The 25,087-nt window shown below is 37.4% G+C and carries 23 protein-coding genes and 1 CRISPR repeat array; of the genes, 4 read left to right on the top strand and 19 right to left on the bottom strand.

From position 1 onward, the window contains the following. Positions 1-12: 12 nt before the first annotated feature. Entirely contained in the window at positions 13-2,133 is a 2,121-nt protein-coding gene (locus H6F45_RS14905; protein ID WP_190347562.1) for a pentapeptide repeat-containing protein, read from the top strand. On the opposite strand, the gene H6F45_RS14900 is transcribed toward H6F45_RS14905, so the two are convergent. Further along, the gene (locus H6F45_RS14900; protein ID WP_190347561.1) at positions 2,086-2,301 is read right to left on the bottom strand and encodes a hypothetical protein; all 216 of its coding nucleotides are present in this window, start codon (positions 2,299-2,301) and stop codon (positions 2,086-2,088) included. The genes H6F45_RS14905 and H6F45_RS14900 overlap by 48 nt on opposite strands. Positions 2,302-2,304: 3 nt before the next feature. After that, positions 2,305-2,481, bottom strand: coding sequence for a hypothetical protein (locus H6F45_RS14895; protein WP_190346881.1), 177 nt, complete (start codon positions 2,479-2,481; stop codon positions 2,305-2,307). A gap of 100 nt (positions 2,482-2,581) precedes the next feature. Here H6F45_RS14895 and H6F45_RS14890 point away from each other — a divergent pair, with 100 nt between their 5' ends. Beyond that, positions 2,582-3,079: a hypothetical protein gene (locus tag H6F45_RS14890; protein WP_187041643.1), complete on the top strand. Its 498-nt coding sequence runs from the start codon at positions 2,582-2,584 to the stop codon at positions 3,077-3,079. A gap of 148 nt (positions 3,080-3,227) precedes the next feature. On the opposite strand, the gene H6F45_RS14885 is transcribed toward H6F45_RS14890, so the two are convergent. The 14 genes from H6F45_RS14885 to csx18 form a co-directional block, all read right to left on the bottom strand. Continuing rightward, positions 3,228-3,923 (bottom strand): hypothetical protein, encoded by a 696-nt coding sequence (locus tag H6F45_RS14885; RefSeq protein WP_190347560.1) that lies wholly within the window; start codon positions 3,921-3,923, stop codon positions 3,228-3,230. A gap of 20 nt (positions 3,924-3,943) precedes the next feature. Then, positions 3,944-4,405, bottom strand: coding sequence for a hypothetical protein (locus H6F45_RS14880; protein ID WP_187041645.1), 462 nt, complete (start codon positions 4,403-4,405; stop codon positions 3,944-3,946). A gap of 28 nt (positions 4,406-4,433) precedes the next feature. Continuing rightward, positions 4,434-5,843, bottom strand: coding sequence for a MotA/TolQ/ExbB proton channel family protein (locus H6F45_RS14875; protein ID WP_190347559.1), 1,410 nt, complete (start codon positions 5,841-5,843; stop codon positions 4,434-4,436). A 376-nt stretch (positions 5,844-6,219) separates the two neighbouring features. After that, positions 6,220-7,743 (bottom strand): hypothetical protein, encoded by a 1,524-nt coding sequence (locus tag H6F45_RS14870; protein ID WP_190347558.1) that lies wholly within the window; start codon positions 7,741-7,743, stop codon positions 6,220-6,222. A 57-nt stretch (positions 7,744-7,800) separates the two neighbouring features. Further along, entirely contained in the window at positions 7,801-8,475 is a 675-nt protein-coding gene (locus H6F45_RS14865) for a hypothetical protein (protein ID WP_190347557.1), read from the bottom strand. Positions 8,476-8,619: 144 nt separating this feature from the next. Beyond that, positions 8,620-10,089 (bottom strand): hypothetical protein, encoded by a 1,470-nt coding sequence (locus H6F45_RS14860; RefSeq protein ID WP_190347556.1) that lies wholly within the window; start codon positions 10,087-10,089, stop codon positions 8,620-8,622. 16 nt (positions 10,090-10,105) lie between these two features. Beyond that, a complete protein-coding gene (gene cmr1, locus H6F45_RS14855; RefSeq protein ID WP_190347555.1) occupies positions 10,106-12,073 on the bottom strand; it encodes a type III-B CRISPR module RAMP protein Cmr1 in 1,968 nt (655 codons plus the stop codon). After that, positions 12,070-12,468 carry a hypothetical protein gene (locus tag H6F45_RS14850; protein WP_190347554.1) on the bottom strand — a complete coding sequence of 133 codons (399 nt, stop codon included), beginning with the start codon at positions 12,466-12,468 and terminating at the stop codon, positions 12,070-12,072. The genes cmr1 and H6F45_RS14850 overlap by 4 nt, the downstream gene beginning before the upstream one ends. A gap of 3 nt (positions 12,469-12,471) precedes the next feature. Next, entirely contained in the window at positions 12,472-13,344 is an 873-nt protein-coding gene (gene cmr4 / locus H6F45_RS14845) for a type III-B CRISPR module RAMP protein Cmr4 (RefSeq protein WP_190347553.1), read from the bottom strand. A 6-nt stretch (positions 13,345-13,350) separates the two neighbouring features. Then, positions 13,351-14,505 (bottom strand): type III-B CRISPR module-associated Cmr3 family protein, encoded by a 1,155-nt coding sequence (locus H6F45_RS14840; RefSeq protein ID WP_242052630.1) that lies wholly within the window; start codon positions 14,503-14,505, stop codon positions 13,351-13,353. Then, positions 14,502-17,591 (bottom strand): type III-B CRISPR-associated protein Cas10/Cmr2, encoded by a 3,090-nt coding sequence (gene cas10, locus H6F45_RS14835; protein ID WP_190347552.1) that lies wholly within the window; start codon positions 17,589-17,591, stop codon positions 14,502-14,504. The genes H6F45_RS14840 and cas10 overlap by 4 nt, the downstream gene beginning before the upstream one ends. A gap of 475 nt (positions 17,592-18,066) precedes the next feature. Beyond that, positions 18,067-18,639: a CRISPR direct-repeat array (repeat unit 36 nt; unit sequence GTTTCCATTCAATTAATGTCCCCAGCGAGTGGGGAC). A gap of 201 nt (positions 18,640-18,840) precedes the next feature. After that, positions 18,841-19,122 (bottom strand): CRISPR-associated endonuclease Cas2, encoded by a 282-nt coding sequence (gene cas2 / locus H6F45_RS14830; protein ID WP_137668229.1) that lies wholly within the window; start codon positions 19,120-19,122, stop codon positions 18,841-18,843. Positions 19,123-19,142: 20 nt separating this feature from the next. Then, the gene (gene cas1, locus H6F45_RS14825) at positions 19,143-20,135 is read right to left on the bottom strand and encodes a CRISPR-associated endonuclease Cas1 (protein WP_190347551.1); all 993 of its coding nucleotides are present in this window, start codon (positions 20,133-20,135) and stop codon (positions 19,143-19,145) included. A gap of 6 nt (positions 20,136-20,141) precedes the next feature. Then, complete coding sequence (csx18, locus tag H6F45_RS14820; protein WP_137668231.1) at positions 20,142-20,414, bottom strand: CRISPR-associated protein Csx18; 273 nt, start codon at positions 20,412-20,414, stop codon at positions 20,142-20,144. A gap of 217 nt (positions 20,415-20,631) precedes the next feature. Here csx18 and H6F45_RS14815 point away from each other — a divergent pair, with 217 nt between their 5' ends. After that, positions 20,632-21,819, top strand: coding sequence for a WYL domain-containing protein (locus H6F45_RS14815; protein WP_190347550.1), 1,188 nt, complete (start codon positions 20,632-20,634; stop codon positions 21,817-21,819). A 105-nt stretch (positions 21,820-21,924) separates the two neighbouring features. On the opposite strand, the gene H6F45_RS14810 is transcribed toward H6F45_RS14815, so the two are convergent. The 3 genes from H6F45_RS14810 to H6F45_RS14800 all read right to left on the bottom strand — a co-directional run bounded on the left by H6F45_RS14810 (position 21,925) and on the right by H6F45_RS14800 (position 23,893). Continuing rightward, complete coding sequence (locus tag H6F45_RS14810) at positions 21,925-22,230, bottom strand: hypothetical protein (protein ID WP_190347549.1); 306 nt, start codon at positions 22,228-22,230, stop codon at positions 21,925-21,927. 146 nt (positions 22,231-22,376) lie between these two features. Beyond that, the gene (locus H6F45_RS14805; RefSeq protein ID WP_137668755.1) at positions 22,377-22,961 is read right to left on the bottom strand and encodes a phycobiliprotein lyase; all 585 of its coding nucleotides are present in this window, start codon (positions 22,959-22,961) and stop codon (positions 22,377-22,379) included. A gap of 251 nt (positions 22,962-23,212) precedes the next feature. Then, positions 23,213-23,893, bottom strand: a complete 681-nt coding sequence (locus H6F45_RS14800) for a HEAT repeat domain-containing protein (RefSeq protein WP_137668754.1) — start codon at positions 23,891-23,893, stop codon at positions 23,213-23,215. A 202-nt stretch (positions 23,894-24,095) separates the two neighbouring features. On the opposite strand from H6F45_RS14800, the gene H6F45_RS14795 reads away from it, so the two are divergent. Continuing rightward, on the top strand, positions 24,096-24,647 hold the full coding sequence (locus tag H6F45_RS14795; protein ID WP_096566173.1) for a DUF892 family protein: 552 nt from the start codon (positions 24,096-24,098) through the stop codon (positions 24,645-24,647). Positions 24,648-25,087 lie beyond the last annotated feature (440 nt).

The following is a 25,087-nucleotide window of genomic DNA, read 5'->3' as shown; positions in this document are numbered from 1 at the left end:
GGAAATTATGCAATGACTACCCCAACCGTGAGGAGAAATATTGATCAATCTAACAAGTCCCAAAAACCGGAAAAAGTTAAATCCCTGCCCTTAGCAACAAGGCGTTTAGGCGCTTGGGCAGCAGAAATTACATTAGTGGTAGCCAGCGGGTTAATTCCCTTTGGCATTGGTGTTTATGCCAATTCTCGTAGCGATCTGCAAAGAGTACCTTTAAATCCGGTGTTGGTACTCACAGAAAGAGCGATCGCCCGGCCTTTAGCCCTACCAATTAGTTATGGTATTCGTAATGTTACCAGTCCCACTAATTTTTTATGGACTATCGCCCTCTTAACACCTCTGGTCCTCTCAGGATGGCAGTTGTATCTACTGGGTAAAACCGGCAGCACCATTCCCAAACGTTGGTTTGGGGTGCGGGTTGTTAATGATGAGGGTAAAGCTCCTGGTTTAAGGTCTGTTGTAGTTCGTGAAGGGCTAGGGCGCTGGACTAGTCCAGTTGCCATTGCTTATATCCTCTGGCGCTACAGCTTTGCTTTTCCAGATTTAGGCTTATTCACATTTTTAGCTATAGTTTTGGTGCTAGGTGAAGGCATGGGTTGGACTTCCCAAAAACGTCGTCGCGCCTTCCATGATCAGTTGGCAGGTACATATACCATAGATGTTAAAGACATCAACAAACCAATCAAAACACCTGTAGAAAATACCAGCGAGCCGCCACAGGCAGAAAATGAAGAACCAACAGATACATCTATTAAGGAGTCCATCCCTAAGCTAAAAATAGCCCGCAGTCCTAATTTTATCTTGTTTGTGGTTGGTGTAACCAGCATGATTGCTGTGTTGTCAACTTTAGTAGGCACACAAATTTACATCCAAACCCAAGAAAACCTGCGGAAAACCCAGTTGGTTAACACTCAAAAATTTCTCGAACTCGTAAAACCAATTAATCCTGATTCTGGTGTCAGCGACGAAGAGCGCCAAAGGGCTATTCTCGCCTTGGGTGGTATTAATGATACACAATCTATCAAATTTCTAGTGGATCTACTGGTGAAGGAAACTGACCCTAACATCCTAGATACTATTCAACAAGCACTGGCAAATATTGGAATTCAAGCTTTACCAGAATTAAAACGCATGAATCTGTTTCTCGCTGGGGAACTCGAATCAGGCAGCAATTTCGGAAATATCAGAGAACAACAATTAAATCTTAACCAACAGGCAATCAACAAGATTTTGTCTGTTTATAGTGGCAAAATTAATGACATTGATTTAAGTAGTATCCAACTGGGTGCAAAAAGCTTTGAAGAAAGTTCTGTATTTAACTTGGTACTAGAAAATGCTGATTTATCGGGAGTTGTGTTTAAATCTGCCAATCTTAACCAAGCTCAATTAAAAGGTAGTCGCTTCCGTAGTGCAGGTGAAGATGGGCGCTGGGATACTTATGATGATGTCATTGCTGATTTGACTAAAACTCAACTCAAACAAGCCAACCTCAACGAAGCCAACCTTAGTCGTGTGTTAATGAAACGCAGTGATTTAAGCCGCGCTACCCTGAATAAAGCTAACTTATCTCATGCCCGGTTAGTGGGTGCTAACCTCAGCAGTACCCAACTTATCAGTAGTGATTTGCAAAAGGCAATTTTGGAAGATGCGATTTTCACAGGAGCAGATATCAGCGACGCAAAATTAATGGAAGCAGATATGTATGCTGCTCAGTTAGGTCGTGTTTCTGCCATAGGTACACAATTATCTTATGCCAATTTAACTAACACCAATTGGCAAGGTGCAGATTTATCTGAAGCATATTTAGATCATGCTAATCTCACCAATGCTAATTTCAGTGCGGCTCGTCTTGCTGGTGCTGTTTTACGTTCTGCCAATATGAAAAATGCCAACCTACGAAATGCTGATATCAGTCGTGCAGATTTACGAGGGGCAAATTTGGACGGTGCAGATTTTCAAGGAACTATACTTTTTCCTGGTAAACAAGATCCCGGAGATAGGTTTGTAGAAACTTCTGATCTCGGTTCACAAGCTGCCGTAGTCCAAGGTGTCGATTTTAGCAATGCTAAAAATTTAGATGCCCAGCAATTAGCTTTCATTTGTACCAAGGGCGGTATTCATTCCCGTTGTCCATAGTATTGGTGACTGGGGACTGGGGACTGGTGACTGGGGACTGGGGACTGGTGACTGGTGACTGGTGACTGGGGACTGGGGACTGGTGACTGGTGACTGGTGACTGGTGACTGGGAAGATGAATAACCTAATTAGGGTTTGCTGAATAAACCTAAAACCTTGATATATCAAAGGTTAGAGGCTGATAAACACAGAAATTAGTGCAAGGGTTTTGAAGGGTATACCGGAAAAAGTGTGCATTTTTTGGGATTTCAAGAGATGGCAAAGAAATTTTCCAATCTCCTCCTGACTCCTGACTCCTGACTCCTGACTCCTGACTCCTATGCCCTCACGGAAAGACTTTCTCAGCAACCCCTAATTACCAATTACCAATTACCAATTACCAATTACCAATTACCCATTACCCATAATTAGTTAGCAGTAATATTGATAACATAGTTATTGAGATAATATGAAGTCTTTTAAATCTTTAGTTGCAGTTTTAGGTACCGGTGCGGTTCTGAGTTTGCTAATCAATCATCAACCTGCACAAGCTCAAGTAGCTTATGGTAGTTATGTGGGTATTGGTCCTACAATTGGGTTAACTGACGACGATACCCAACTGGGTGGAGTTTTGGCTTTTCGTTACAAATTATTAGAAACACCCGTATCTTTCCGCGCTCAAGCTTTAATTGGTCAAGGTACAGCAATTGTACCTACAGTTTCTTATGATGTTCCCCTCAATTGGCAAACTGATGTTTATTTAGGTGCGGGAATGGTTTTAACTAGTGGTGATACTGCTTCCCCTGTAGGTAATAAAATTAGTTTTGCTTTGCAACCAGGTATTGATTATGTTGTCCCTAATAGTAAGACTGTGATTTTTGGTAATGCTATTATTGCTTTTGATGCTTACCGCAATAGTGGAGGTACGGCTTTATCTTTACAGGGTGGTGTGGGTTTGAGATTTTAAATCAATAAAACCTAATATTTATTCCGTAAAAGAGCAAAATTACGGGGGTTAGTAGGAAACTTTACCCTTGTGCTACTGACTCCGTGAAATCAGGTGGGGTTTTCGTGGTGATGACTGGCGATCGCCTACAATGTGAGTTTTGCCATCATTACTGTACACCCACAGTTCGCCCTCCAGAACCAAAGACAATTGGAGTCTCTGGTGTTTGCGGTTCCCAACCCACATCAAATCCGGCTTTCCAGGCGATTTCTCTGGCTTGACGGAAAGTAGCAAAACTATCAGGTCTTACTAAAAATGCTACATAATCTTGATCGGTTTCCAACTTAGATAAAATATTTTTATATTCAGAATTACTGCGATTCAATTCTATACCTGATTCCCCATTATTGGATGATTTTGGATTATATCGCCATGAAAGAGATTTTAAATCTACTAATTCAATTTCATAATATTTTGTCTCTGCTCGGAAATCCTTAATTTGTTGTACTTGGGTTTCTACGCAATTTTGATATTCTTTAAATTCATACAAATAACTATCAACTAACCCTGGAATATAACTTGGTCTAACACAGTTTGGTAAATTTCCGACTAAATCTTTAATTTGCTGACTCACTGATTTGTTGTCTAAATGAATTACCCGATTACCACTAATTTCAAAGAAATTCACTTGTTTATCAGTCTCTTTTGCTAATGGGGTTCTGACTATTGTACTCGATTGTACTGCAACCAATGTAATAAACAGACTAATGAACATTAACACCCCAACAGTGTTAGTTAAGATGTCCAAAAAAGAATCTAGATTTTGTTGGGGATGCTGGGATGTAAAATAACGTTTTCTTCTCATATATACACCATTAAATTATATCAGATATTTCCTTCAATTTTCAGAGTCCATCCTTCATCAATGGGTTCATAACCAATATCAATACCCTCAGATTCAATTAATGCCCTAACCTGATCAAATACTTCAATTCCATCGGGTCTGATGGCTACAATCAAATATTGTGTATCTCTGTTAACTTTGACTTCTTCTAGTAATGTTTGTAGTGGAGAATAAGAAAGATTAAGGGCTGTTAAACTCACAAATTCTTCACCAGGATGAATAATAATCCCATCACTACGACACTCAATATAACGGGGTTGTTTATTCTGATTTTGTCCATTTTCAGTTCTGGCAACAATTGTAACTTGTCTTTGATTACTGAATGTTTGCGCCATTAAGACAATAATCAATAAAATTAGCACCCCAATAGTACAAGCCAAAACTGATAAAAATGGAAATAATTCAATTTCAGTTACAGAGCGTTTGGTAATCCGTTTAGGCATAAATTTGTTTAGGCATAAATTTATCTTATCAGCGTTTTTCGTCAGATTCCACTAAAGTAATACGACGTGGTTTATTTAGGTTTTCCAAAACTGGTTTTAATAATGCTAAATTAATGCGAACTTCTCCTAATACTTGTTCTAATTGTGCGGTTTTTTCTAACGTTTGGAAACTCTGTTCTAAACTGCGTTGTAGTTCTACAATCTTGGTGATTTGAGCAGCACAGTTTTCTAAAGCAGCAATGCGACTATCTAAAGATGTAGCAGCTTTCTGGAGTCCTTCAGAAATTTGCTCTGTATGTATGTTAAAATCATGATTAATATTTTGGTAATTTTCTTGAATCGTCGTATTAATTTGTTTCATTTCTTCAACAATTTCTTGACTTGATTCTTGACTTGATTGTTGTTGTTGAGTTAGAGTAGTAATGAAATTTTCTCTATCTTTTACAGCCATTTGATTAATGTAATTCATTTTCTGTATGAGTTTATTGGTTGCTTCTTGGATTTTACCAACCTCACTTAAAAACCCCTGAGCCAAAGCATCGGCGGCTTGTTGAGCGTATTCTTGGGCTGGTTTAATCAAAACTTCTGGTGAGGGAAGATGTTTTTGGAATGCCTGGGAAATGGCATTATCAACAATGGTTCTATCTAAACTTTCTGCGGCTTTGAGACGGGGTAAAAGTCTGTCATTAATATAAATATCAATTGCCAATAATAACCGGGATTCCTGTCTTTCGACTAATACCAAAGGAATCATCACCAAAACACTCACAAATAATGCTAAAAGTGTCGTGTCAAAAGCTACGGCTAATCCACTGGTGACAGTACCAATACCTTGTTTAATTTGTTCGATATCACTAGACTGTTGTAAGAAGCCACTAAAACCATTGACAGCACCACTAATACCAACAACTGTACCGATGAATCCTAATAGGGGAATTGCCCAAACTAAAATGCGAGCTACAGAATAGGAAGTTTCTGTTGTGCTGCTATAAAATGCTGAGTCTTCCATTGCAAATTCAGTAGCAGATTGTTTATTTCCAGAAGCTATATAGGCGGCAATCACCCGACTACAACGACGGGCTAATAAACTTTTTTCCTGAGATAACAGTTGTTGTAGTTTTTCTAGTTGAATAGATGTGGGATTATCAAATGTAATATTTTCCGGCAATAAATCTTTTCTAAATGCCCTGGATTCACTTTGGATTTTACCATATTTCAACACAGTGATAGTGACTACCATACCCCCAAAGAATATGGCGAGAATTTGGGTGAATCCCCTCTCATATAATAATGTTCCTAGAAATGTGCTTTTAATAGGTAACACCGCAGCATAGATACCAAAGGTAACGATTAGTCCTAAAATGAGGATAAACCAAATTTGGATGTCTAATTCTTGACGGTCTGATTTATGGGCAAAGTTTAAGGATTTAGCAGTCATAATTTAGTGTGATTTTGGTTTGATTGATAATGGTGTTCACATGGCTTAGTACGTTAGACATCTCCAGAAAAGAAATTATGGAACTTATTTATCGGGGCAAGGGCGAAGCTTATGGGATATCTAGATGTCTGATTTTTCCGTTAAATTATCGCCCTGTAAGGGCGAAGCATTCGGAAAATATCCTTTGGTGAATACCGATCATTAATCGCTCGAATGCTTCGCCCCTACTTCGCCCCTACAACTTATGATAAATTAATACATTCTATTGTGGAGATGTCTAATAGACCTGTCCGAAAATTACATAAGCGTAACCTGAAACCCATTCTTAGGAACAATTCATGAATTGTCCCTACATCTTTTTCGGAGAAGTCTATTATTAACTTGCATCTTCTAAGTATTGCAGTCCCCATTGATACAAAGAACGCATTAATAAGTTATTCAAATTCGGAGGAGTGCTGATTTCTTTGAATGTATCCGTCATCAGGTTTTTAATGTTTTCTGAAGTTGTTGGTATATATACACCTGAAAAGTTATTATTAGCCCAAATATCACCGATTTTTGTTGAAGTTATAGATTCCCCCTTATGAATAATTTCGTTGCGCTTTATTCTAATAGCCTTTAGCAATTTTGACCATCTATTGTCTTGGTTAATTTTTTTGTATAAACACCAACCCTGCATTAATTCGGCTAGACTTACTTCATCTTTATTACTTACTATCCAACCTCTAGCAGTCCAATTTTGGGCTGTTGATTGAATATACAATAACTGTTCTAAAAGTTGCACAAACTGAATAAATGCAGTGGTGTAATTTTCTCGTTTTAGAGAAAGTTCTAAGATAATTGTTGATTCCCATAACTTGGTGATATCATCAGTTTGCATTTTTTGGAGTTGAGTTTTCCAATTGATAATTTGTTCTGAATCAGTTATTTTACTAACACCATTAGAACCTATCCACTCTTTAAGTTTTTGATAAAAATCATCATTAGATTCCCAATTATTATATTTTGCTAAAAAACCAGCTAATTTATATAATACTGAATGACGATTTTCATGAACTTTTAGCCAAATTTGGGCTTCTGAAAAATCCCCTCTTTCCCAAGCTGATTTAATCTTGACTTTTTCCAACGCCCAGAAATATTCAGCCATAGAAATTAAACTGAAAGTTTGGGAATGATTAGCAGTAACTAAACCGTTTTCTAAGGTGGTAAAAAACTCCTTTGGTTCATCGGGACTGGCATTAAATACTTGATATTGACGTACTAAAGCAGCCGCACAAATTTCTACATTAGAAGCAATTACAGGGGTACATCCTTTAGTTTGTATCCAGAGAACAAACTCTTGATTTTCGTTAGCATTGATAGCTTCTTTTAAAACCAGTTGTTCTAATTCTTCTCGAATTTCATCACTATTACCAGCATTAATTTTTGGCGCGTGAACATCAACTCTAATATCAGGAAATAAACTTTTAATTTTTCCCTTCATTAATTCTGCTAACCATAAAGTATCTAACCTGCGAAAATTCCAAGTAATACTTGTTGGTTGGTCTGTTCCCCAAAGGATAATATGTTTTAAACCTTGCTTTACTCCTCCTTCAATGACAGTTTGATCTAACAGCAATTCCACATTACTAAAGTCACCACCTAACCATTCTTTACAATAATCATAATATCTTTGACCTAAATCCCGACCACTCCAAGGATAGGTTTTACCATTTTCATCTTGATGATTACCTCGTTCAATTCCCAATTCTTGATAGAGTTCGTTGATATGTGGAGGATAACTAATATTACCATCTGCACCAAAGGAACGAATGATACCATCTTGACAACGCCATCCTATTTGTCGTGTTCCTACGGTGATTATTAGGGTGCTAACTTGATTGGTATTTGTTGTTTTCATAGAGGGAAAATTTGCAGTTTATTTTGTAATGTTTCTGTAAGTATTCGACTATAGCAATCATTCATATTTAGATATCCTATTTTCATTGCTTTTCTGCTTAGGTCTTTTAAAAATGCACTCATAAATTCCCCGACGAGAATATTCTCCGCCTGTTAATGCTCTTCTGGCAAATACTAATTCCCAGCCTTGTTGACCAATTAGATTTATACTGCTATCAAACATAGCATCTTCAAAACTTTCAGTTTTATATTCCCATTCTACAGTTTTGGGTTGTTGTTCCCAGAATAAGTTGAAAAATAGTATTCCTAATATTCCTCCTAAAAATATAGTATTTATTATTTCTCGAAACTGTACTAAAATGTTGAATCCCTGAGAATTATTTAACTGACTAACAAAATTACTTTGTCCATTTTGTGCATCATTTTGTACTAATATTTCATCTTCTAAGTCAATAATTTGTGTCCAAATAGGGTTTTTGCTATCGGTTATTTTTCCTCGAATATATACTGTTTTTACTGTTGATAATTTTAATTTTTTTATAGTTTGACGCACATAATTTACAAAGAATGATTGTTCTATATTTGCTAGAGATTCTCCAACTACAGTCATACTTCTATCTGTAATACTTATCTGAACAGTTATTTCTTTAGTTTCCAAGGCTTTATTCATCAAGGTAGTAATTGCTTGGGTATTTCCTTGTTTAGCTAATTCTAAAATGTTTGGTGTGGTCATTTTCTATTCCTCATCATAGGTATTGCTGATTGTGCGATCGCTCATGATCATTTAATTTGTAAATTCCCCTAATGTTAGTGTTTGTATGGTAATAATAACAGTGCTAATTTGATTGTTTTTTCATAGAGTAAACATTTGGATTTCTTAGTTAATTTTGATTTCTTGGGTTTTGAGAGTGGCTATAACTTCAGTATGCATTTGAGCAAATAAACTAGCTTTATATAGGGTATTAAATGATTTTCCAGTGACTAAATTAATGCAATTTAAAATCCTTTTTTGCCATTGTTGTGAGTTGGTTATATCCTTACCCCAAGCGGTAAAAACATCTTGTTCTGCTAAACCACCTAAGCGATGAGAAAAAGTATTTCTGGCAGTCTTGGCTGAATACCAAAATGCCTGAAAATCAATACTATTTGCGGTTTCAGGAATAGCAAGATTTAATAGGTCTTTTAGTAACCAGCCTTGCAGATTAACTTCAGTTTTAGGTTCTGGTTTACTAAAATAACTTGTTAAAAATGGATATTTTTGTAATATCGAAATATTAACTAATGGCCATCCTTGTTTCTCTTCTTGAACATGATCTGGAAAAGAATCAGCAGCCCACCAATACAATAAACCTTCAATAGCTCGATAACTGTGTAACATTGCTTCTGTGGTATTCATCTGTTTAAGACGAATTACACCTAAATAAGCCTGTTCATAAGCCATCCATAATCTGCCTTCTACACTAGATATTTGTGTAGAACTTTGAGCAAGAGATAAGAATCCTTCAAATTGTCCTTGATTCCATAATTTACCAGCTTTTAATAAATCAGGTATTGTTCCAAAATTAGCAGATGGTTGTTGAAAATAAGGTTCTAGTAAATCATAAGCTTCTGTATAGTCATAGCTTTCTAATAATTTTAAAGCCTGTTTTTGGGTTCTATCCCAAAGATAGTTAGTACCTAAAAATGGACCACTATAATCTGATGGGATACCATTACGATTTGCGCGTGTATTTTCCTTAAATTCAAAGAACTGAATGCGATCGCCATAGAAACTTAGTCCTGAAATTCTTGCTGCTTCAGAACTTTGACCTACACCTCCTTTTAAGCATACCCAAATAGACTGATTCTTATTAACTGTAATTGTGTTTTTCCAAATTTTGCGCCACCAACTAAATATATCCTCAAATATTGAGGGGTTAGTACCATCGGGTCCCAGTAAAATGATGTGAATATTGTCACTATGAAAATGACTAAATTTGTGCATCAGCCATTGTTTAATTAGTTCGGCTGAATATAATGTATCTTTTTCTCTTTGTGTAACGTTTTTTTCTTGATCAGTAGCTATCAAATAAACTTTTTCAATGTTTGATGCTTGCTCAAGAAATATATTACCAATAATTGGCGGTTGGATGTGATCTACATATTTTTCAATATTATCTAATAGGTATTTAGTTAAATCCCGAAAAGTCGTATTATCCTTTAAGCCTAAATCAGAAATTACTTCTAATTGTTCAGCAATAATTTCCCCATTTTGCACTCTATCATTACCAACATTAAACCATTCACCGGATGCGATTTGAAACATTAAATCTCTAGTGCCAATGGTGGCAATTAAAACTGATTTCATGGTTATCCTTTATTAATTATTTTTGTTTTATAGGAGAAGATATAATAGATTTGGATGGTGACATTTCTCCAAAAACTAAAATTGCACCTTGTTTTTTTAACTCCTTAGCAAACTCTTTTCTATCTGGGTAATCACTGCCAAAAATTGTAATAACTTGATAAGGTAAGCTATCAGTAAATATTGACTTAATCCAAACAAATGAAGGCGTTTCTAATGCACCTCCAACATTAGCATTTCCTTGTCCTTGGCTTTGTCCTTTAAACCGAGGATCACTATAAAGCAAGTCTAATGCTGTGCCACGCACTTTACTAGAATTTCCATCGGTTTGCCAGTTAGTGACTTTTTCAGGATGAATTTGTGATGGTGATTTTAATAACCAAATTTGAGTGTTTTTATCTAATACATCTTGTTGTCTTGCTCTAGGTCTACCAGGGCTAATTGTATAAGAACCTATGGGTTTTTGTATTTTTTCAAATGCGTTTGTTATTTGTGTGAAAAATTTACGCCATTGCTCAACATCATAATGAAGAGGTAAATCTTTTCCTACTATTTGCCAGTGACAGCCACGCATACGACGATTAAGTAAATGCAAAGGACGACGAGAACCACGTCCTACACCGCCTAATTGTACTGCTAAAAATAATAATTTCTCTGCTAAATTTAGATACTTGATTTCAGTAGCTTCTAAGTAGATTTTACCAGCATAAAAACAAGGATCTTTTTTATTGGATGGATTAACTTTAGTGCTAAGAGAAATTTTACCTTGCTTCCCTAAATTACCAAATATTTCTTCTTCCAATTTTTGACAATTTGGTACATCATATAATCCTAATGCTACAGCACGAAACCAATAGCGAAGTATTCCTCTCACAGCAGATGGTCTAAATTCTGGAGTTCCTTGATAACTATTTTCTCTTGATGGAGGATTACTCCCATACATTCCTTGAGTCCACAATTCAAAGTCATAACTTTTTCGAGTATTGGTGATAGGAATTGTACCTAACGCCTTACCATAACCACTACTGACGCGAGAACCTATGCCACTATTAAGAGCATTTTCTAGCCATGATTTAACGGTTTTAAGATCATCCTGGCAATTAGAATTTTGTCTACTAGTAGGACGTAATCCTATTAAAAATTGAGGTTGTTCTAAACTTAAAAGAGGATGTGGCACTGGTCCATACATGACTTTATTATCTTTCCATGCCCATTGAGGTGTTGCTACATCTATACTCAGACAATGTTTAGTAGGGAAAGCATCTAAAAATTCAATTTTGGCAGCTTTAGCATCTTTACCATTGAGCATCCCTAATAGTTCTTGTACTCGTGCTGGTGCGTCATTTTTTCTTGCCCAAGCTTTTGCTGCTCCTTTTAATGTAGAAGCGGGAATATAGGGAATACCAAATATAGGATGTAATACTGGTAATAGTAATTCTCTAAAACCACGAGTTCCCCCAATACGCATTCGCCAGTTAAAGGAAACTGAAACTGTATTTTCTTTACCGTTGGCTAGTTGTAAAGTCCGTTCATAAAGTTTGGTATAAATTTGATTACAACCTTGTTCTGCTGCCACTGTTTCTCTGAGAATTGACATCCTTTGACTAGCATCATTTTCTGGAAGATTAGGTTCAACCCAATACAGAGCTTGTAAGGGATTATGATTTTTAGGAGCGCGTGAAACTGATGTAGAATTAGCTCTGGGAACAGGAGTATTTCTCACCATTGTAGAAGTCGTAGAACCAGAATTAAAGTTAATGCGATCACACAATAATCTATATTGTTCTCTGAGTTTTTTCTTAATGGCTTCTGTTTGTCCTTGGGCAGCTTTACGAGAATTTTCATCAGGAAAATAAATGGTTAATACTGGTTTTTCATAACCACCATATTGAGAAGATTCTAAGATTTTTCCTAATTTGGATTTGCTCTTAACTTCTGTTTGGACAAAATCCCGCCATATATCTGCTTCTGATTTTTGATTTTTCATTCTTGTTCTGCCTCCCCAAGAATAGGTACTGCCCAAAATGACCACTCTTTTGCTAATTCAATTGCTAAACGATTTAAACCAGTATATTTCTCTAATTCCAGATTAATTAAACTACTGGCATCATCATAAGCAAAAGCTACTTGACTTAATGTCTGCAAAGTTCTGAGAAATTCTTGATATACGTAACCTTTATACTTAGTTTCATCAGAACGACTGTTTATATACTTTAAACCGTCTCCAGAGAGACGATGTAATCCCCATGTTGAAATGTATGCTGATAGTCCTTGAACAATGCCACTCGCTTTTTTATGGTCAACTGTCCGCACTTTATTTTTAATTTCAATTAACCCATTATAAGCATGACGACTAAACTCTCTAGTGTCTAATTTCTGCATGAACTATTCCTCCTTTTTATTAACTGCAATAGTTTGATTCTCAGTCCAACCTCTACCTAATCCCTCTAGCCCACCAAATTGAAGCCTATCATTCAAAATTTTGATCAGAAATTCTCTAACTTTATGAGTTTTATTAGCTTCTTTTTCTGGCTTCATACCCCAAGGGAAAAACATAATAGTTTCCGATGGTATTGCTTCTTCTGAACGAAAAGAACCACCAGCAACAATCTTTTCATTTTCATCTAATGCAATACGCACTTCTCGCTGTAATCCAATTTCTACTACTGCTCCACAATCTTCATTAGAAAGAATGACTAATTTATTTTTCAAGTCTAAAATACCATTACCATCAGGAATATCTTTAAATACATCCCAGTCATGACTGATATCAATCTTCTTAATGTTATCTTCATTAAGAATAGCACCTTGTAAATAAATTTGTTTACCTGATGCTGAAGTTATAGCTTTTTTACCATTAGTTAATAAATCTGATTGCCATTGTTCAATTAACTGATTTAATTTATCATTTCTTAACCAACGCCCCCATCTGCTTAACCATAATGGGCAAGTAATCCACAGAAATTGATGGCTAAATGAACCAACAGGAAAGAATAATAAAGTAGCATCTGCAAACCATACTTCTCCTTCTGTGGGTTGTTGTCCATCTTTAATCCGTTCTCCAAAAAAAGATCCAGCTTCGGACTTTATTTCAGCTATAGATTCTAATGATGAACGTAATTTACCCCGCAAGGAAGATGAAGGAATATAAGGTAATTCTGTTTGTGCTTCGCGGGCAATTCCTAATAGATTACCAGCTTGGGTACTAGCACCTGTATGTAATGGTGTCAAAAGATAGCTATAGGTTAAATAATTCATATTTCTCTAATTTCCTTGATATTTAATCCACAACATTTCTGAGTAACCCAGTTTTCGCCAGTTATTAACACGATTATCTTTATTAGATCCATTCCTTTCTACTTTTTCTTGATCCTGAAACAACCCTTGAGGTTTATTCAAATAGTACAAACTCCCCGGTGGTGCTGCAAATACTTGGGGTGCAGGAATGCTTTTTGTAATGCTTTTTGTAATGCTTTTTGTATTGTCTTCGTTCTCCCTAATTCTACAACTAATCGGTACAGCTTTATCTGTGGACATACTCACAAAAATACCGTCTTTGAGTTTCCATTCCCAAGGATAAGGACGACATAAATTTGCCCGTTGTTCAGGATTATATTTATGTGGTCTTTCAAAAACTCCAGGAGTAACTAAATAGGCTATTGCTTTACCATCATGTTGAAAATTATCATCGGATAGTTGTTGTAACTCTTGCCATTGTTCCCCCAATTCTGGACAAGATTCTACAATTACCCTGTGTCCTTCTCCTCCTAATCTGATTGTAGCAGGTGTTTCAATTTCTTCGTTGATTCCGATTGTCAAACTCCAACCTTGATATAATCTAATAGCGTTTTCTACAAAGTAACCATCGGCATCTTTAACTTGTTTTGTTCCGGGTTCAATGCTATTATGAGAACGGGTTTCTATGGTGTATGGTTTATCTTCGTGTCTACCTTCAATGGCTTGCCAATTTTCCTTATTAATTCTACCAGATTCTAAATATTCTTTGACAACTTCATAAGGTAAATATTGCCTAAATTCAGGGCTTTGTTCTTTGCCAGAATTATAGTTTTCTTCTTCCTCCTCATCTTTGCTATTATAGGATTTCACCAATGGACAAGGTTGAGTTTTATCCCAGAGAGCATTATTGATATAAGATTCTTTTGCCCACACTAAAGGTACAAGGTCTATAGAACCCGCAAACCCCAACGGACGGGGTAAATATAAGGTGTTTTCATAACTCAAAAATGGACCAGTAATATCAAATTCACCACCTCCCAACAACCCCCGCAATGCCCCGGCAATAGTATGACCATTGGGAGGAAACACACTACCCGCCCACGCCCTTTCTTGTGGTGAAAATGGTTTGGCATCCCTTAACATTAAAATATTCAACGGTGTCAGTTTGTACCAGTACATCATTTATCACCTCCTAGTTTGATGTGACGGTTGCGTTTAACGAAAGCCGCAAGTTTGAGCCAATTTTGAATTTCGCTGTCCAAGTCTTCAGTTTGGGTAGTGATAAACAATGCTTTGAGGAAGTCTGCAAGGGCTTCTTGAAATTGCTTTTTGTTGTCTTTATCTTCTTGGAATTGGTCACGGCGATCGCAAAACAATCTACTCCAGGGTATTATGGCCTCCTGACTCGGTGCTGGGTGCTGACTCCACAGACTCGCTGCTTGTTCAAATATCGCACTTTCTAAATCCTGTTGAATTAATTGTTGCCACTGATAGAAAACATCAAATTTAGCGGTGGATTTCAGGGTGTTACCGTTTCCGTAGATTACCCGCACTTGTACTGCATCCTTGGCTTTTTTGTCACCGTTTTCATCAATATAAACATGATCTTTGGCTTTTTTTTCTGCTTCCCAGAGACTTTCGAGGGCGATCGCCAACGGTACTGAGTGATGAGCAATTACGATACCAAAGCTGATGGTGGCTGCGCTGCCCATTGTGAATAGGGGGCGGTCATGGATACCCTTGGGTAGTGTGGAGTAATCCCTCCATTTCCAATAATCACCCTCATTACTAAACTGATCACGGGGATCTTTTGCACCTTTAAAACATTGGCGGATATCCCATAACCATTTATCCCATTCCCACAGATTCGTATAAGCTAAAACATCATCACCACCACCATAAATTAATCTACCAGCATAACGGTTTTGAGTGAGGTAAGGTACAAGTTGATTAGAGAAGTCTAATAATGCTCGACTTAATGCGCTGTGGGTACTTGGTCCCATTCTTTTGGTGAGTTTTAAGAACTCTGGAAAATGTGTTAGTGGTCTTTCTGCTGTGGCAACTTTTTCAGCAAAACCATCGGGAATATATTTGCTATAGGGTTTCATTTTTGCACCCTTTAGCCATTCACTCATGCTATCACCATCACCTGCGGCTAATACATACCAATCTGATGGATTATTACTGGGATAATATTTAGTAAGTATCTTTTGAATTTCCTCACGATAATCACGTTTTTTGGCAAGGATTTCTTTTCTGATTACCTCTTTATTTTCTTCATTAGCTTTATCTAATTGTACTTGTAATATGTTTAATTCTGGAGTTTGTAAATCTTCTACTAACCAACCAGCATTTAATAAGCGACAATGATATTCTTGCAAATGATGATGATTAATATTTGGATTATCTATCCAGGGAATACCCCATTTCTCAGACATTTCATCAATTATGGTTTTAACACTAAGAAATTTTGCTAATATTTCTTGACAGACATGATCAAAATTTTCTTGATGCTTATGATTTTCTGCATTAACTTTTAAATACCCCGCCACCCCAGAAGTTAAATCTGGATAAGATGCGGCAATATCTTTTTCTGGGATTCCCAACAAGTGAGGTAATACTTTATGTAACCCCCGCTTTAATACTTCCGTTGCATTTAGTTGTTCTGTACCATCAAAAAACCCTGCATCATGTTTTCCCCATAATTCCTTAGTATCACCTTCTGTTATCCAATCTTTTTTGGCTTTATCCTTAATACCAGGATTCACCACCGGACCAATACCAGAAATTGTCGAACGTGGTCCAAAAGCTGTGGGGAGTTCCCAGTTTCTCGCGTTTTTTACTGATGCTAAACTAGCACGGGTAGCATCGAATATATAACCCCACCATGAACCTATGTTAGCACTAAATCCCCTTTTATATATCTGTTGACGAACTTCATAAGACTCTTGTAATAAATCTTTTTCTTCTTCCTTAAACAGCCGATTATTATTGTTGATTAAGTTGTAAGTTTCATTTTGTGCTGTTGACCAGCTTTCAAATTCTTGATTCTTATTTTTGTTAGCAGAAAATTTAAATTCTGTTCCTGATTTACCTATGGGTAATGCTGTCCAATAAGTTTGCCACTGGGATTTTAACCATCCTTTCCATGTGATATGATTGGGGTTCAAACCTGGCATCCAATGACGTTTATCATGCAATTCTTTGAATACTAAATCACCAACTTCTAACCATGCTTCTAACAGGGTTTGCTGGGCTGTCTGCATGGCAGCTTGTACTTTGCCTTCTGGTAATACCAATACTATAACGTTAGGAAACCCTGCGGTTAATAATGATTCTGGTGATGGTTGGTTTATATATGGTGCAAAGTCTCGATATTGTTGCAATAACCAATAATCAATTAATGGTTGATCATATAAACTGGGATACATTAATGTATCCGGTCCATATTGATTGGCGAGTTTCCAACAAACTTTAGCTGATAGATAATGTAATAACCAAGAACCCGCCCAAAAATCGCGCATTTTGCGACTAGATTTAATTAGTTCCTGTACTGGACTAAAACTAAATACCGCTAAATAAGGATGAGAAACAGCTTTACCTCTTGGCCAATTTTTGACTTCATCTAATGTTAAATCATATCCAGCAAACCCACCAGCTAATGCTGCGGTCATACTAACATGACTCCAAATTGAAGCATCGGGAATCCTGGTTTCTGCCGGCATTAACATTAATGAATTATCTTTATCAAATAAATCACAGGTTGCTTGGGGTAAACAACGCCATAGCCACCAATATAATTCTTTAATTTTAGGAATGTTGTTTTCAATATCTTCTTGAAATTTCTGTGGTGCTGTTTCTAGTATTTCTAATAATCTTTCTTCTTTTTCAAATAAAAACTTTGCACGGTTATCTTTGATTAATTCCTGATGGAACTTAACTTTAAAATCCTGGTTTTCCCCAGATAGTAAATGTCTAATCTCTAATCCCTTTTCAGGGTTGTTACCTTCTGCATAGTTGATAAATTCTGTAGTCCCACCAATGGCGGATCTATCACTCGCTGAAGCAACATGGTCTGCTAACAGTATGTTTGCTAATGCCTTACCACGGGAATCTTCGGGGGTTTTGTCAATTTCTACCCAAGGCTGCATTACTTTTAGCTTTTTATAGAAGCTATTTTTACCCCGTCCGCTATTGTTATGTAATGCCTTCAGTATAGGGTCATGCAGTAACCCCCAAATCTTAGCCCGCCAATATTCTGCTGTCATCGGTGATTCCCCTGTGTAGCCAATATTTATATTGTAATGACGGGATTTAGTATTTGTCTATTGATTGACAATATTTAATTTTCAATATAAATCACCTTGAAATCCTTTGTGTATAAGGCTTTGAGGTGTTTATTTAGTTTAATTAAAAATATTGTTTATTTTTTGACATTAATTGCAAATTGTGTATTTTTATGCCGATTTGTTGATACTCAAATGTTATTAAGTAGGGTTTGCTGAATAAACCTAAAACCTTGATATATCAAAGGTTAGAGGCTGATAAACACAGAAATTAGTGCAAGGGTTTTGAAGGGTATACCGGAAAAAGTGTGCATTTTTTGGGATTTCAAGAGATGGCAAAGAAATTTTCAAATCTTCTCCTGACTCCTGACTCCTGACTCCTGACTCCTATGCCCTCACGGAAAGACTTTCTCAGCAACCCCTAAGTAGGGGTTCAGCAGTGCTAAACCCCTACGGTAATTGGTTATGTAGTTAATATCCCCAGCGAGTGGGGACTTCTGCGTGTTTTCTAGATATCCTGCTTTTCGATAAAGTTTCCATTCAATTAATGTCCCCAGCGAGTGGGGACACAGTATGTAAGTATTCTTGACTACAATTTAAGAGAGTTTCCATTCAATTAATGTCCCCAGCGAGTGGGGACTTGCCGAATGGAGCAAAGCTAACAAGAGTATTAAAAAGTTTCCATTCAATTAATGTCCCCAGCGAGTGGGGACATTAGACCTAAAAACGGTTATCCGTTTTGTGAGATTAGACAAGTTTCCATTCAATTAATGTCCCCAGCGAGTGGGGACTCAAGTAAGAGAAATTAATAAAATCATAGGAATTTAAAAATAATGTTTCCATTCAATTAATGTCCCCAGCGAGTGGGGACCTAATGAACCCCGCAATCAACAAGGATGGAAGTAAGATTCCGTTTCCATTCAATTAATGTCCCCAGCGAGTGGGGACGGTATAACATCAAACGAAGCTTACCAAGTATACGTAGCTTCAAGAAGTTTCCATTCAATTAATGTCCCCAGCGAGTGGGGACCCCTCCATTTTAAACCCAGACAGTGCAAGGAGTCCAGAGGCGGTTTCCGAAGGTCACGAAAAAAGGTGGACAGATTGCCTTCCCACAGCGTTCAAAAATCCCCATAACCCTTACCCAGCAAGCAACCGAAGCTCGCAACGGAATAATCAACATCTCAGCCATTTTACCTGACCTTCGGCTAACGCCGCGCCTCCCTAACAACTAGACAATAATCGAACTCGGCGTTTCAATCACTGGTATCCCCACTCCCCACGCTTCCACCTGGGAAAGAGTATGTCGAGACAAAGGATAAAACCTAACATTATCCTCCTCTAACTTAACAATCTTCCTTAACCGACGACGTAAATCATTGTACTTCTCTGTATTTAACTGACATTCAAACACAGAATACTGTACACGCTGTCCATATCCTTCCAATACATCAGCTATCTTTTTCCGTCGTTTATCATCAGGAATATCGTAAGCAATCACATACAAAAACATAACATAAACATCAGCAAAAATCAATCAATTCGATATGGTTTATAATCATGACTGGGATTATAAACAAATTGTTTAAAAGCCCTCACTTGCTGAGTCAATAAATCCCATTTTGGTTGTTTAATTCCCTCATCCGTTTGGATTTCTTCAGTCATTCTTTGCAAAAATCCCCGTAAAAACTTTTTCCTACCTGAATCATTCAAATAACACCCCCCATCTTTAAACTCAAAATCAGCTTGAACATCCATAATTTTGCGATTAATTAACCACATTACCAACGAATCTACCAACGGAGCGCGGAACTCCTCAATTAAATCAGAAGCCAAAGCCGCGTGACCATCATTTGCCTGATGTAAACAAGCATAATAAGGGTCTAATCCTTGGATTTCAATTAATGCTAATAAATGATTCCAAAGCACCTGATACCCAAAACTTAACATAGCATTCACCGGGTTTCCTGGCGGACGACGACTACGACCGGAAAACACAAAATCAGGGTTAGTCAGACATTCACTAAAAGCCGAAAAATATTGAGCAGCACCCGCACCCTCAAACCCCATTAACCGTTCTAAATTATCCGCTTGTCCCGCTTGTTGAGCTAAATAATCTAAACTTTCTAAAACCCGTTCTAAAACCTCAGATTCTCTTTTTTTCTTCTGCCTCCTTAACAACACTCTACTATTTTTCAATTTACCTTTAACTATCGCCCTAGCAGTAATTAATCGGTCTATAGGGGTTAATTGTTGTTGATAACGTGATAATTGTCGGTATCCTCTAGAAATTGGTAAAATTCTCCCATAGCAGTAACCCATTTTTGATAAATAAGCAATGGGAATATCACGCCATAAACAAGCACGAATTACTTGGGTGGTTATTTGAGAATAACCAAAAATCAAAATCTGTTCTAACAAAGGCAACTGTACTTCAATATAAACAGTATCACCTTGTTTAACAATCAAAGATTCTTTCTGTAAACAGACATAGCAATTCTGCTCAGAAACATAAAGAGTCTGCATATTAAATTAACGCCACCAACGTTGTAAATTAGATTTCTTTGTACGATGTTCACCTCCAGTACCAGATGTTAATTCTGCATTTTGTTCTGGTTCTAACCACAACACTATTCTATCCGCCATACTGGAAATCCAAAAAGTAGCAAAAGTCACTAACAGAGTATTCATAATTACTGCTGCCAAACCCAAAGGTGCAATTAGCAAAATAACCAGAGTAATAGTTCCATTAACAGTAGAGACAGAAACATTTCTAACAGTAGCGGAACGTCTGGAAATATACATGATGAATAAAAACCCGACACAAAAGTGATGATATTGACTACCATAACTTCAGAATCACTCAAAAACCAGGAAAAGAAGATAAACTGAATTATGATAATAATCGGCTACAAATCAAGATTTTCAACACTTACAGCTAAACTTTAAAAACTGTTTCAATATTTTCTTTTTGTACGTAGATTATTTTCCATAAATTACTAACAAAGTAATTATTTTGACAATGCCTAAAAAAACTACTCATCCTTACACAGAACGTTTAGCCTTTGAGCGTTTATTAGTGTTAATTGCTACCTTACTCAAATATCCAGGTGTGGGGAGTCCAGAATATGTAGAGTCTGGTGACAACAAAAATCATGATGCCATTAGTATAGTGAGAATATGTCTACAGCAATTAGCCCAGGAATTAAACATAGAATTACCAGATAATTATCCAGCAGTTGCCACACTACGCAAAGATTTAGAAACACTCAGACGCTACGGTATTCTTGATCAACGAATGTATCGATGGGGATATTATTTAGGCAATGGTGCGCTGTCTACTGCTGAACTAAAGGTAGCATTTAACGCCTTGGCATCCCAGGCACAATATCAAGGTGATGCCCAAACAAGACGTATTTATGAAACCCTGAGTAAAAGACTGCGGGGTTTGGATATGGAACTCAAGGGAGAATTTTTTTATCCCACCCGTCAGCATCTCAATCGTGCCATAATTCACACAGACCCCGAAGAAATGGCCGCCAAAGGAGAAAACAGAGATACATTATTTCATCAATTACCATTATTAGAACAAGCTATAAGTCAAGGACAAGCTATAGAAATTTCGCGTACTAAAGATTTATATGGTACTAATCGTACTGGTCGCTTTCAAGTATTTCCTTTACAATTAATTTATCATGATATTGCCTGGTATTTATTATATGAACTTTGTGAAAATGGACATTTAGTAATGGGGCGCGTCAACCGTTTTAATAGTCATTGTTATCCTGTAAAAATACCAGCACGGGGACTAGAAAAACAAAGAGCAAGTTTAACGAAAGCCTATAAATTATTTGAAAATGGCTGGGGATTAAATTTAGGTGATCCAGAATCACAACAGTTAGAATTAACAGGAAATCTTCAATTTGTTAAGGTTAAAGTACGCTTTTATTATCCTATCTCCAATTTTATTTTAGAAGGAGAGCGTCGTCATTTAAACCAAAAAATTATACTAGGAGAAATTGACAAAAATAATGGAGAATACAAATTTATAGAATACCATGTAGAATTACCACCCCGTTCTTTAGGTGAGTTTATTCGTTGGGTTTATCGGTATATGGACAAAGCAGAAATATTGTCTCCACCTGAATTAAGAGAACAACATCGTCAAGCTACACAGACTTTATTTAATCGTTATTTTCACGAAGTTTAATTGCCTTATTTTTTTAAGATACCCAAGTATAACAGGACTTACGCAAAAGGGAACGAAAGTATTTAGGGCTTGCTGAATAAACCTAAAACCTTGATATATCAAAGGTTAGAGGCTGATAAACACAGAAATTAGTGCAAGGGTTTTGAAGGGTATACCGGAAAAAGTGTGCATTTTTGGGGATTTCAAGAGATGGCAAAGAAATTTTCCAATCTCCTCCTGACTCCTGACTCCTGACTGGGCGAAGCATTCGGAAAATAGCCTTTTCATAAAATTGATAATTTGTCGTCCGAATGCTTCGCCCCTACGACTCCTGACTCCTGACTCCTGACTCCTGACTCCTGACTCCTGACTCCTGACTCCTGACTCCTGACTCCTGACTCCTATGCCCTCACGGAAAGACTTTCTCAGCAACCCCTAAGTGGAACAGGCATCTTGCCTGTTAAACAAGAGTTCAAAATATTAGACCTCTCCGAAAAAGATGTAGGGACAATTCATGAATTGTCCCTACGAATGGGTTTCAGGTTACGCTTATGTAATTTTCGGAGAAGTCTAATGTGTTAACCGGCGCTGGCGTTAACTGTATTAACTGTATTAGCTGCTTCCATCGCTTTTTTAGATGCTTCCGTCGCCCCCATGCGAATCTCAGAAGTGAAAGAAGCCATACTAAAACCACCAAACCGCTTGAGGACACTTACCCGCATCCGCAGATTAGGACTAGCAAACCACAGTCTTTCCTCAGACCACATGGTTTCATACTCAGTAATTAAAGTTAAAGCACCATCTTCACCCATTTTGTAAGTTCCTGCTACGGGTGCTTTTTCTGCATAACCCATTTCTCGCAGTAACTTACCTTCTCCGGGTTTATCTGCATCAGGTACGGTAACTAAAACCGTAGAACCTTCGTGTTTTTCTTCATCCCATTCCATTGTTCCCTTCCAGGTAACTCTTGCACCACAGGAAGCTGTACTGGGATGAACTTCATACTGTTCACACAGTTTGATCACCTCTGGATGATCTGCGGACAGCATTTCAATCACGATGTCTGATTTACCATCTTCCGATTGCTTAAAGGCTAAATGGTGACTTGTACGGTGAGAGAACCATTTCCCAGCACTTAATTCAAAAAACTCTTCAATATTCATGAATCAAATTATCCTGGCGCAAAATACAAAGTAAGTAAGGAGTCAGGAGTCAGGAGTCAGGAGTCAGGAGGAGGCAGTGCAGTCTTGGGGTTTACCCAAGTGGAGCAACTGCCGTTCAGGAGTCAGAATGTTTAAGAAATTTGTTGGTTATCAAATAGGTATTTTGGGCGTAAGCCTCAAAAGCTGACTGCTGACGACTGATAGCTGAATGCTTACCACTTTTATTATTAAACGTTAACAGGAAGCGTTGCCTAAACTTGATTTTCTATTTCTTGGAGTCTCTTGAGAGAAATCGTCGCAGCTTGGGCAACATGAGGATGACTATCTTTTTCTAAGTATTTCAAGGCTGAAACACTCTTGGGAGTAGGGAGATTACCCAAAGCTTCTGCTAGACGCTGCCGTACTAACCAATCTTCGGCTTGGGCAAAGCGCAGGATGTGATCTACAGATTCTATATCCCGTATTTCTCCCAAGGCTGAAATAGCAGCTTGTTGGATAACTACTTCTTGGCTATTCAGTGCTTGAATTAAAATATCATGGGCGCGGGAGTCTTTGATATTACCTAACGCCACAGCGGCACTAAATCTAACTAACCAATCTGTATCTTCATAAAATGCCCGTGATAGTGCTTCCAATGCTCTGTTATCACCCAAATAACCCAAAGCACCGGCAGCGTCAGCACGGATACCATAATCTGGGTCAGTTTCCAAAATTCGCACCAGAATAGGATAACATTCTGGGGTTTGTTTGATACCTAAAGCAAATACAGCCATTGAGCGCAGTTGCAGAGATTCATCATCCAATACTTTTTTAATCAAAGGTACAGCATCTTCTGAGGGAATATCGCGGAGGTTGGCAAGGGCTACCATGCGATCGCGCAAATTTGGACTTTCTAACTGAGTAGAAATTATCTCTAAGTTGGGAGCAGTCATTTATATGAAATCACTATCTTTACCTATCTTTACTTTAACTTAATCAACCAAATCTACCCCAAGTCTTATGTTTGTCTACAAAAATAGCCGTTATATGTAACATATAAACTGTATCTTAGGTATGAAGAGAATACTGAAGGCTAAACGTAGGGTTATAAGGAACGACTGTTGGAAACAGCGTTTAACCTTCAGGAGAAAAACAATGGTTCAACTCAGCGAACGTCCTGGCGTAAAAAAAATCTCTAGCTCACAAGATAAATTCATTTACGAAATTGGTGCGATGTATGATGCTGAACATCGCTTTTTAGAAGCTCAACAGATGATGTGGCAATGTTGTCAAAACAATCAATTGAAGTCTTTAATTGAGACACACATCCGCGAAACTGAGCAACAAATTAGAAATTTAGAGCAGGTTTTCACCACTCTGGGACAACAACCACAACGAGTTACTTGTGATGCTGCTGCTGGTGTGATCAGTGACGGTCAAAAATTCATGCTTTTGGCTGCTGACAGTCCAAAAATTCTCGAACAGGGAATAGCAGGTGGACAGTTAGTAGTAGAACATTTGGAAATTGCTTGTTATCGGTGCTTGATCAAAGGTGCTGAACAGATGGGACAAAACCAAGTGGTACAGTTGCTACAACAGAATTTGCAGCAAGAAGAACAAACAGCGCAAAAACTAGAGCAGTTACTACCACAGTTACTTCAACAAGCTCAGTCTGGTGACGGAAAAACTACGGCTAAATCTCGCTAATTTACCAATTGACAATTGATAATTGATAATTGATAATTGATCCATTCTTCAAGTCTCCCTTTCTTCAGCGGAAAAAGATCAAAGTTTTCCATTGGACAAGTCAATCTTTTTTCTTTCAAGGATAGGTAATTTTCAATTGCACATTATTAATTGTCAGTTTTTGCAAGCGGTTAGCGTTGAAATAAGCTAATTAATTTGTAGGGACGTTCCAGGTAGCGTCTCTACATTTTTTATTAATTGGGGTTTGCTGAGAAAGTCTTTCCGTGAGGGCATAGGAGTCAGGAGTCAGGAGTCAGGAGTCAGGAGGAGATTTGAAAATTTCTTTGCCATCTCTTGAAATCCCAAAAAATGCACACTTTTTCCGGTATACCCTTCAAAACCCTTGCACTAATTTCTGTGTTTATCAGCCTCTAACCTTTGATATATCAAGGTTTTAGGTT

It is taken from the genome of Sphaerospermopsis sp. FACHB-1194, assembly GCF_014696235.1.
In the GTDB taxonomy this organism is placed as follows: Bacteria; Cyanobacteriota; Cyanobacteriia; order Cyanobacteriales; family Nostocaceae; genus Sphaerospermopsis; species Sphaerospermopsis kisseleviana.
The sequence above is the reverse complement of the archived record's forward strand: the minus strand, read 5'-3'. Positions and strand labels throughout refer to the sequence as shown.

Bases quoted from the DNA above. Each gene is read 5' to 3' on its own strand.
- cmr4 (WP_190347553.1), bottom strand. From the start codon at position 13,344: ATGAATTATTTAACCTATAGCTATCTTTTGACACCATTACATACAGGT.
- cmr1 (WP_190347555.1), bottom strand. From the start codon at position 12,073: ATGAAAAATCAAAAATCAGAAGCAGATATATGGCGGGATTTTGTCCAA.
- H6F45_RS14885 (WP_190347560.1), bottom strand. From the start codon at position 3,923: ATGAGAAGAAAACGTTATTTTACATCCCAGCATCCCCAACAAAATCTA.
- H6F45_RS14800 (WP_137668754.1), bottom strand. From the start codon at position 23,893: ATGACTGCTCCCAACTTAGAGATAATTTCTACTCAGTTAGAAAGTCCA.
- cas1 (WP_190347551.1), bottom strand. From the start codon at position 20,135: ATGCAGACTCTTTATGTTTCTGAGCAGAATTGCTATGTCTGTTTACAG.
- H6F45_RS14865 (WP_190347557.1), bottom strand. From the start codon at position 8,475: ATGACCACACCAAACATTTTAGAATTAGCTAAACAAGGAAATACCCAA.
- H6F45_RS14905 (WP_190347562.1), top strand. From the start codon at position 13: ATGACTACCCCAACCGTGAGGAGAAATATTGATCAATCTAACAAGTCC.
- cas2 (WP_137668229.1), bottom strand. From the start codon at position 19,122: ATGTTTTTGTATGTGATTGCTTACGATATTCCTGATGATAAACGACGG.
- csx18 (WP_137668231.1), bottom strand. From the start codon at position 20,414: ATGTATATTTCCAGACGTTCCGCTACTGTTAGAAATGTTTCTGTCTCT.
- H6F45_RS14850 (WP_190347554.1), bottom strand. From the start codon at position 12,468: ATGCAGAAATTAGACACTAGAGAGTTTAGTCGTCATGCTTATAATGGG.
- H6F45_RS14795 (WP_096566173.1), top strand. From the start codon at position 24,096: ATGGTTCAACTCAGCGAACGTCCTGGCGTAAAAAAAATCTCTAGCTCA.
- H6F45_RS14860 (WP_190347556.1), bottom strand. From the start codon at position 10,089: ATGAAATCAGTTTTAATTGCCACCATTGGCACTAGAGATTTAATGTTT.
- H6F45_RS14880 (WP_187041645.1), bottom strand. From the start codon at position 4,405: ATGCCTAAACGGATTACCAAACGCTCTGTAACTGAAATTGAATTATTT.
- H6F45_RS14805 (WP_137668755.1), bottom strand. From the start codon at position 22,961: ATGAATATTGAAGAGTTTTTTGAATTAAGTGCTGGGAAATGGTTCTCT.
- H6F45_RS14870 (WP_190347558.1), bottom strand. From the start codon at position 7,743: ATGAAAACAACAAATACCAATCAAGTTAGCACCCTAATAATCACCGTA.
- H6F45_RS14815 (WP_190347550.1), top strand. From the start codon at position 20,632: ATGCCTAAAAAAACTACTCATCCTTACACAGAACGTTTAGCCTTTGAG.
- H6F45_RS14875 (WP_190347559.1), bottom strand. From the start codon at position 5,843: ATGACTGCTAAATCCTTAAACTTTGCCCATAAATCAGACCGTCAAGAA.
- H6F45_RS14890 (WP_187041643.1), top strand. From the start codon at position 2,582: ATGAAGTCTTTTAAATCTTTAGTTGCAGTTTTAGGTACCGGTGCGGTT.
- H6F45_RS14840 (WP_242052630.1), bottom strand. From the start codon at position 14,505: ATGATGTACTGGTACAAACTGACACCGTTGAATATTTTAATGTTAAGG.
- cas10 (WP_190347552.1), bottom strand. From the start codon at position 17,591: ATGACAGCAGAATATTGGCGGGCTAAGATTTGGGGGTTACTGCATGAC.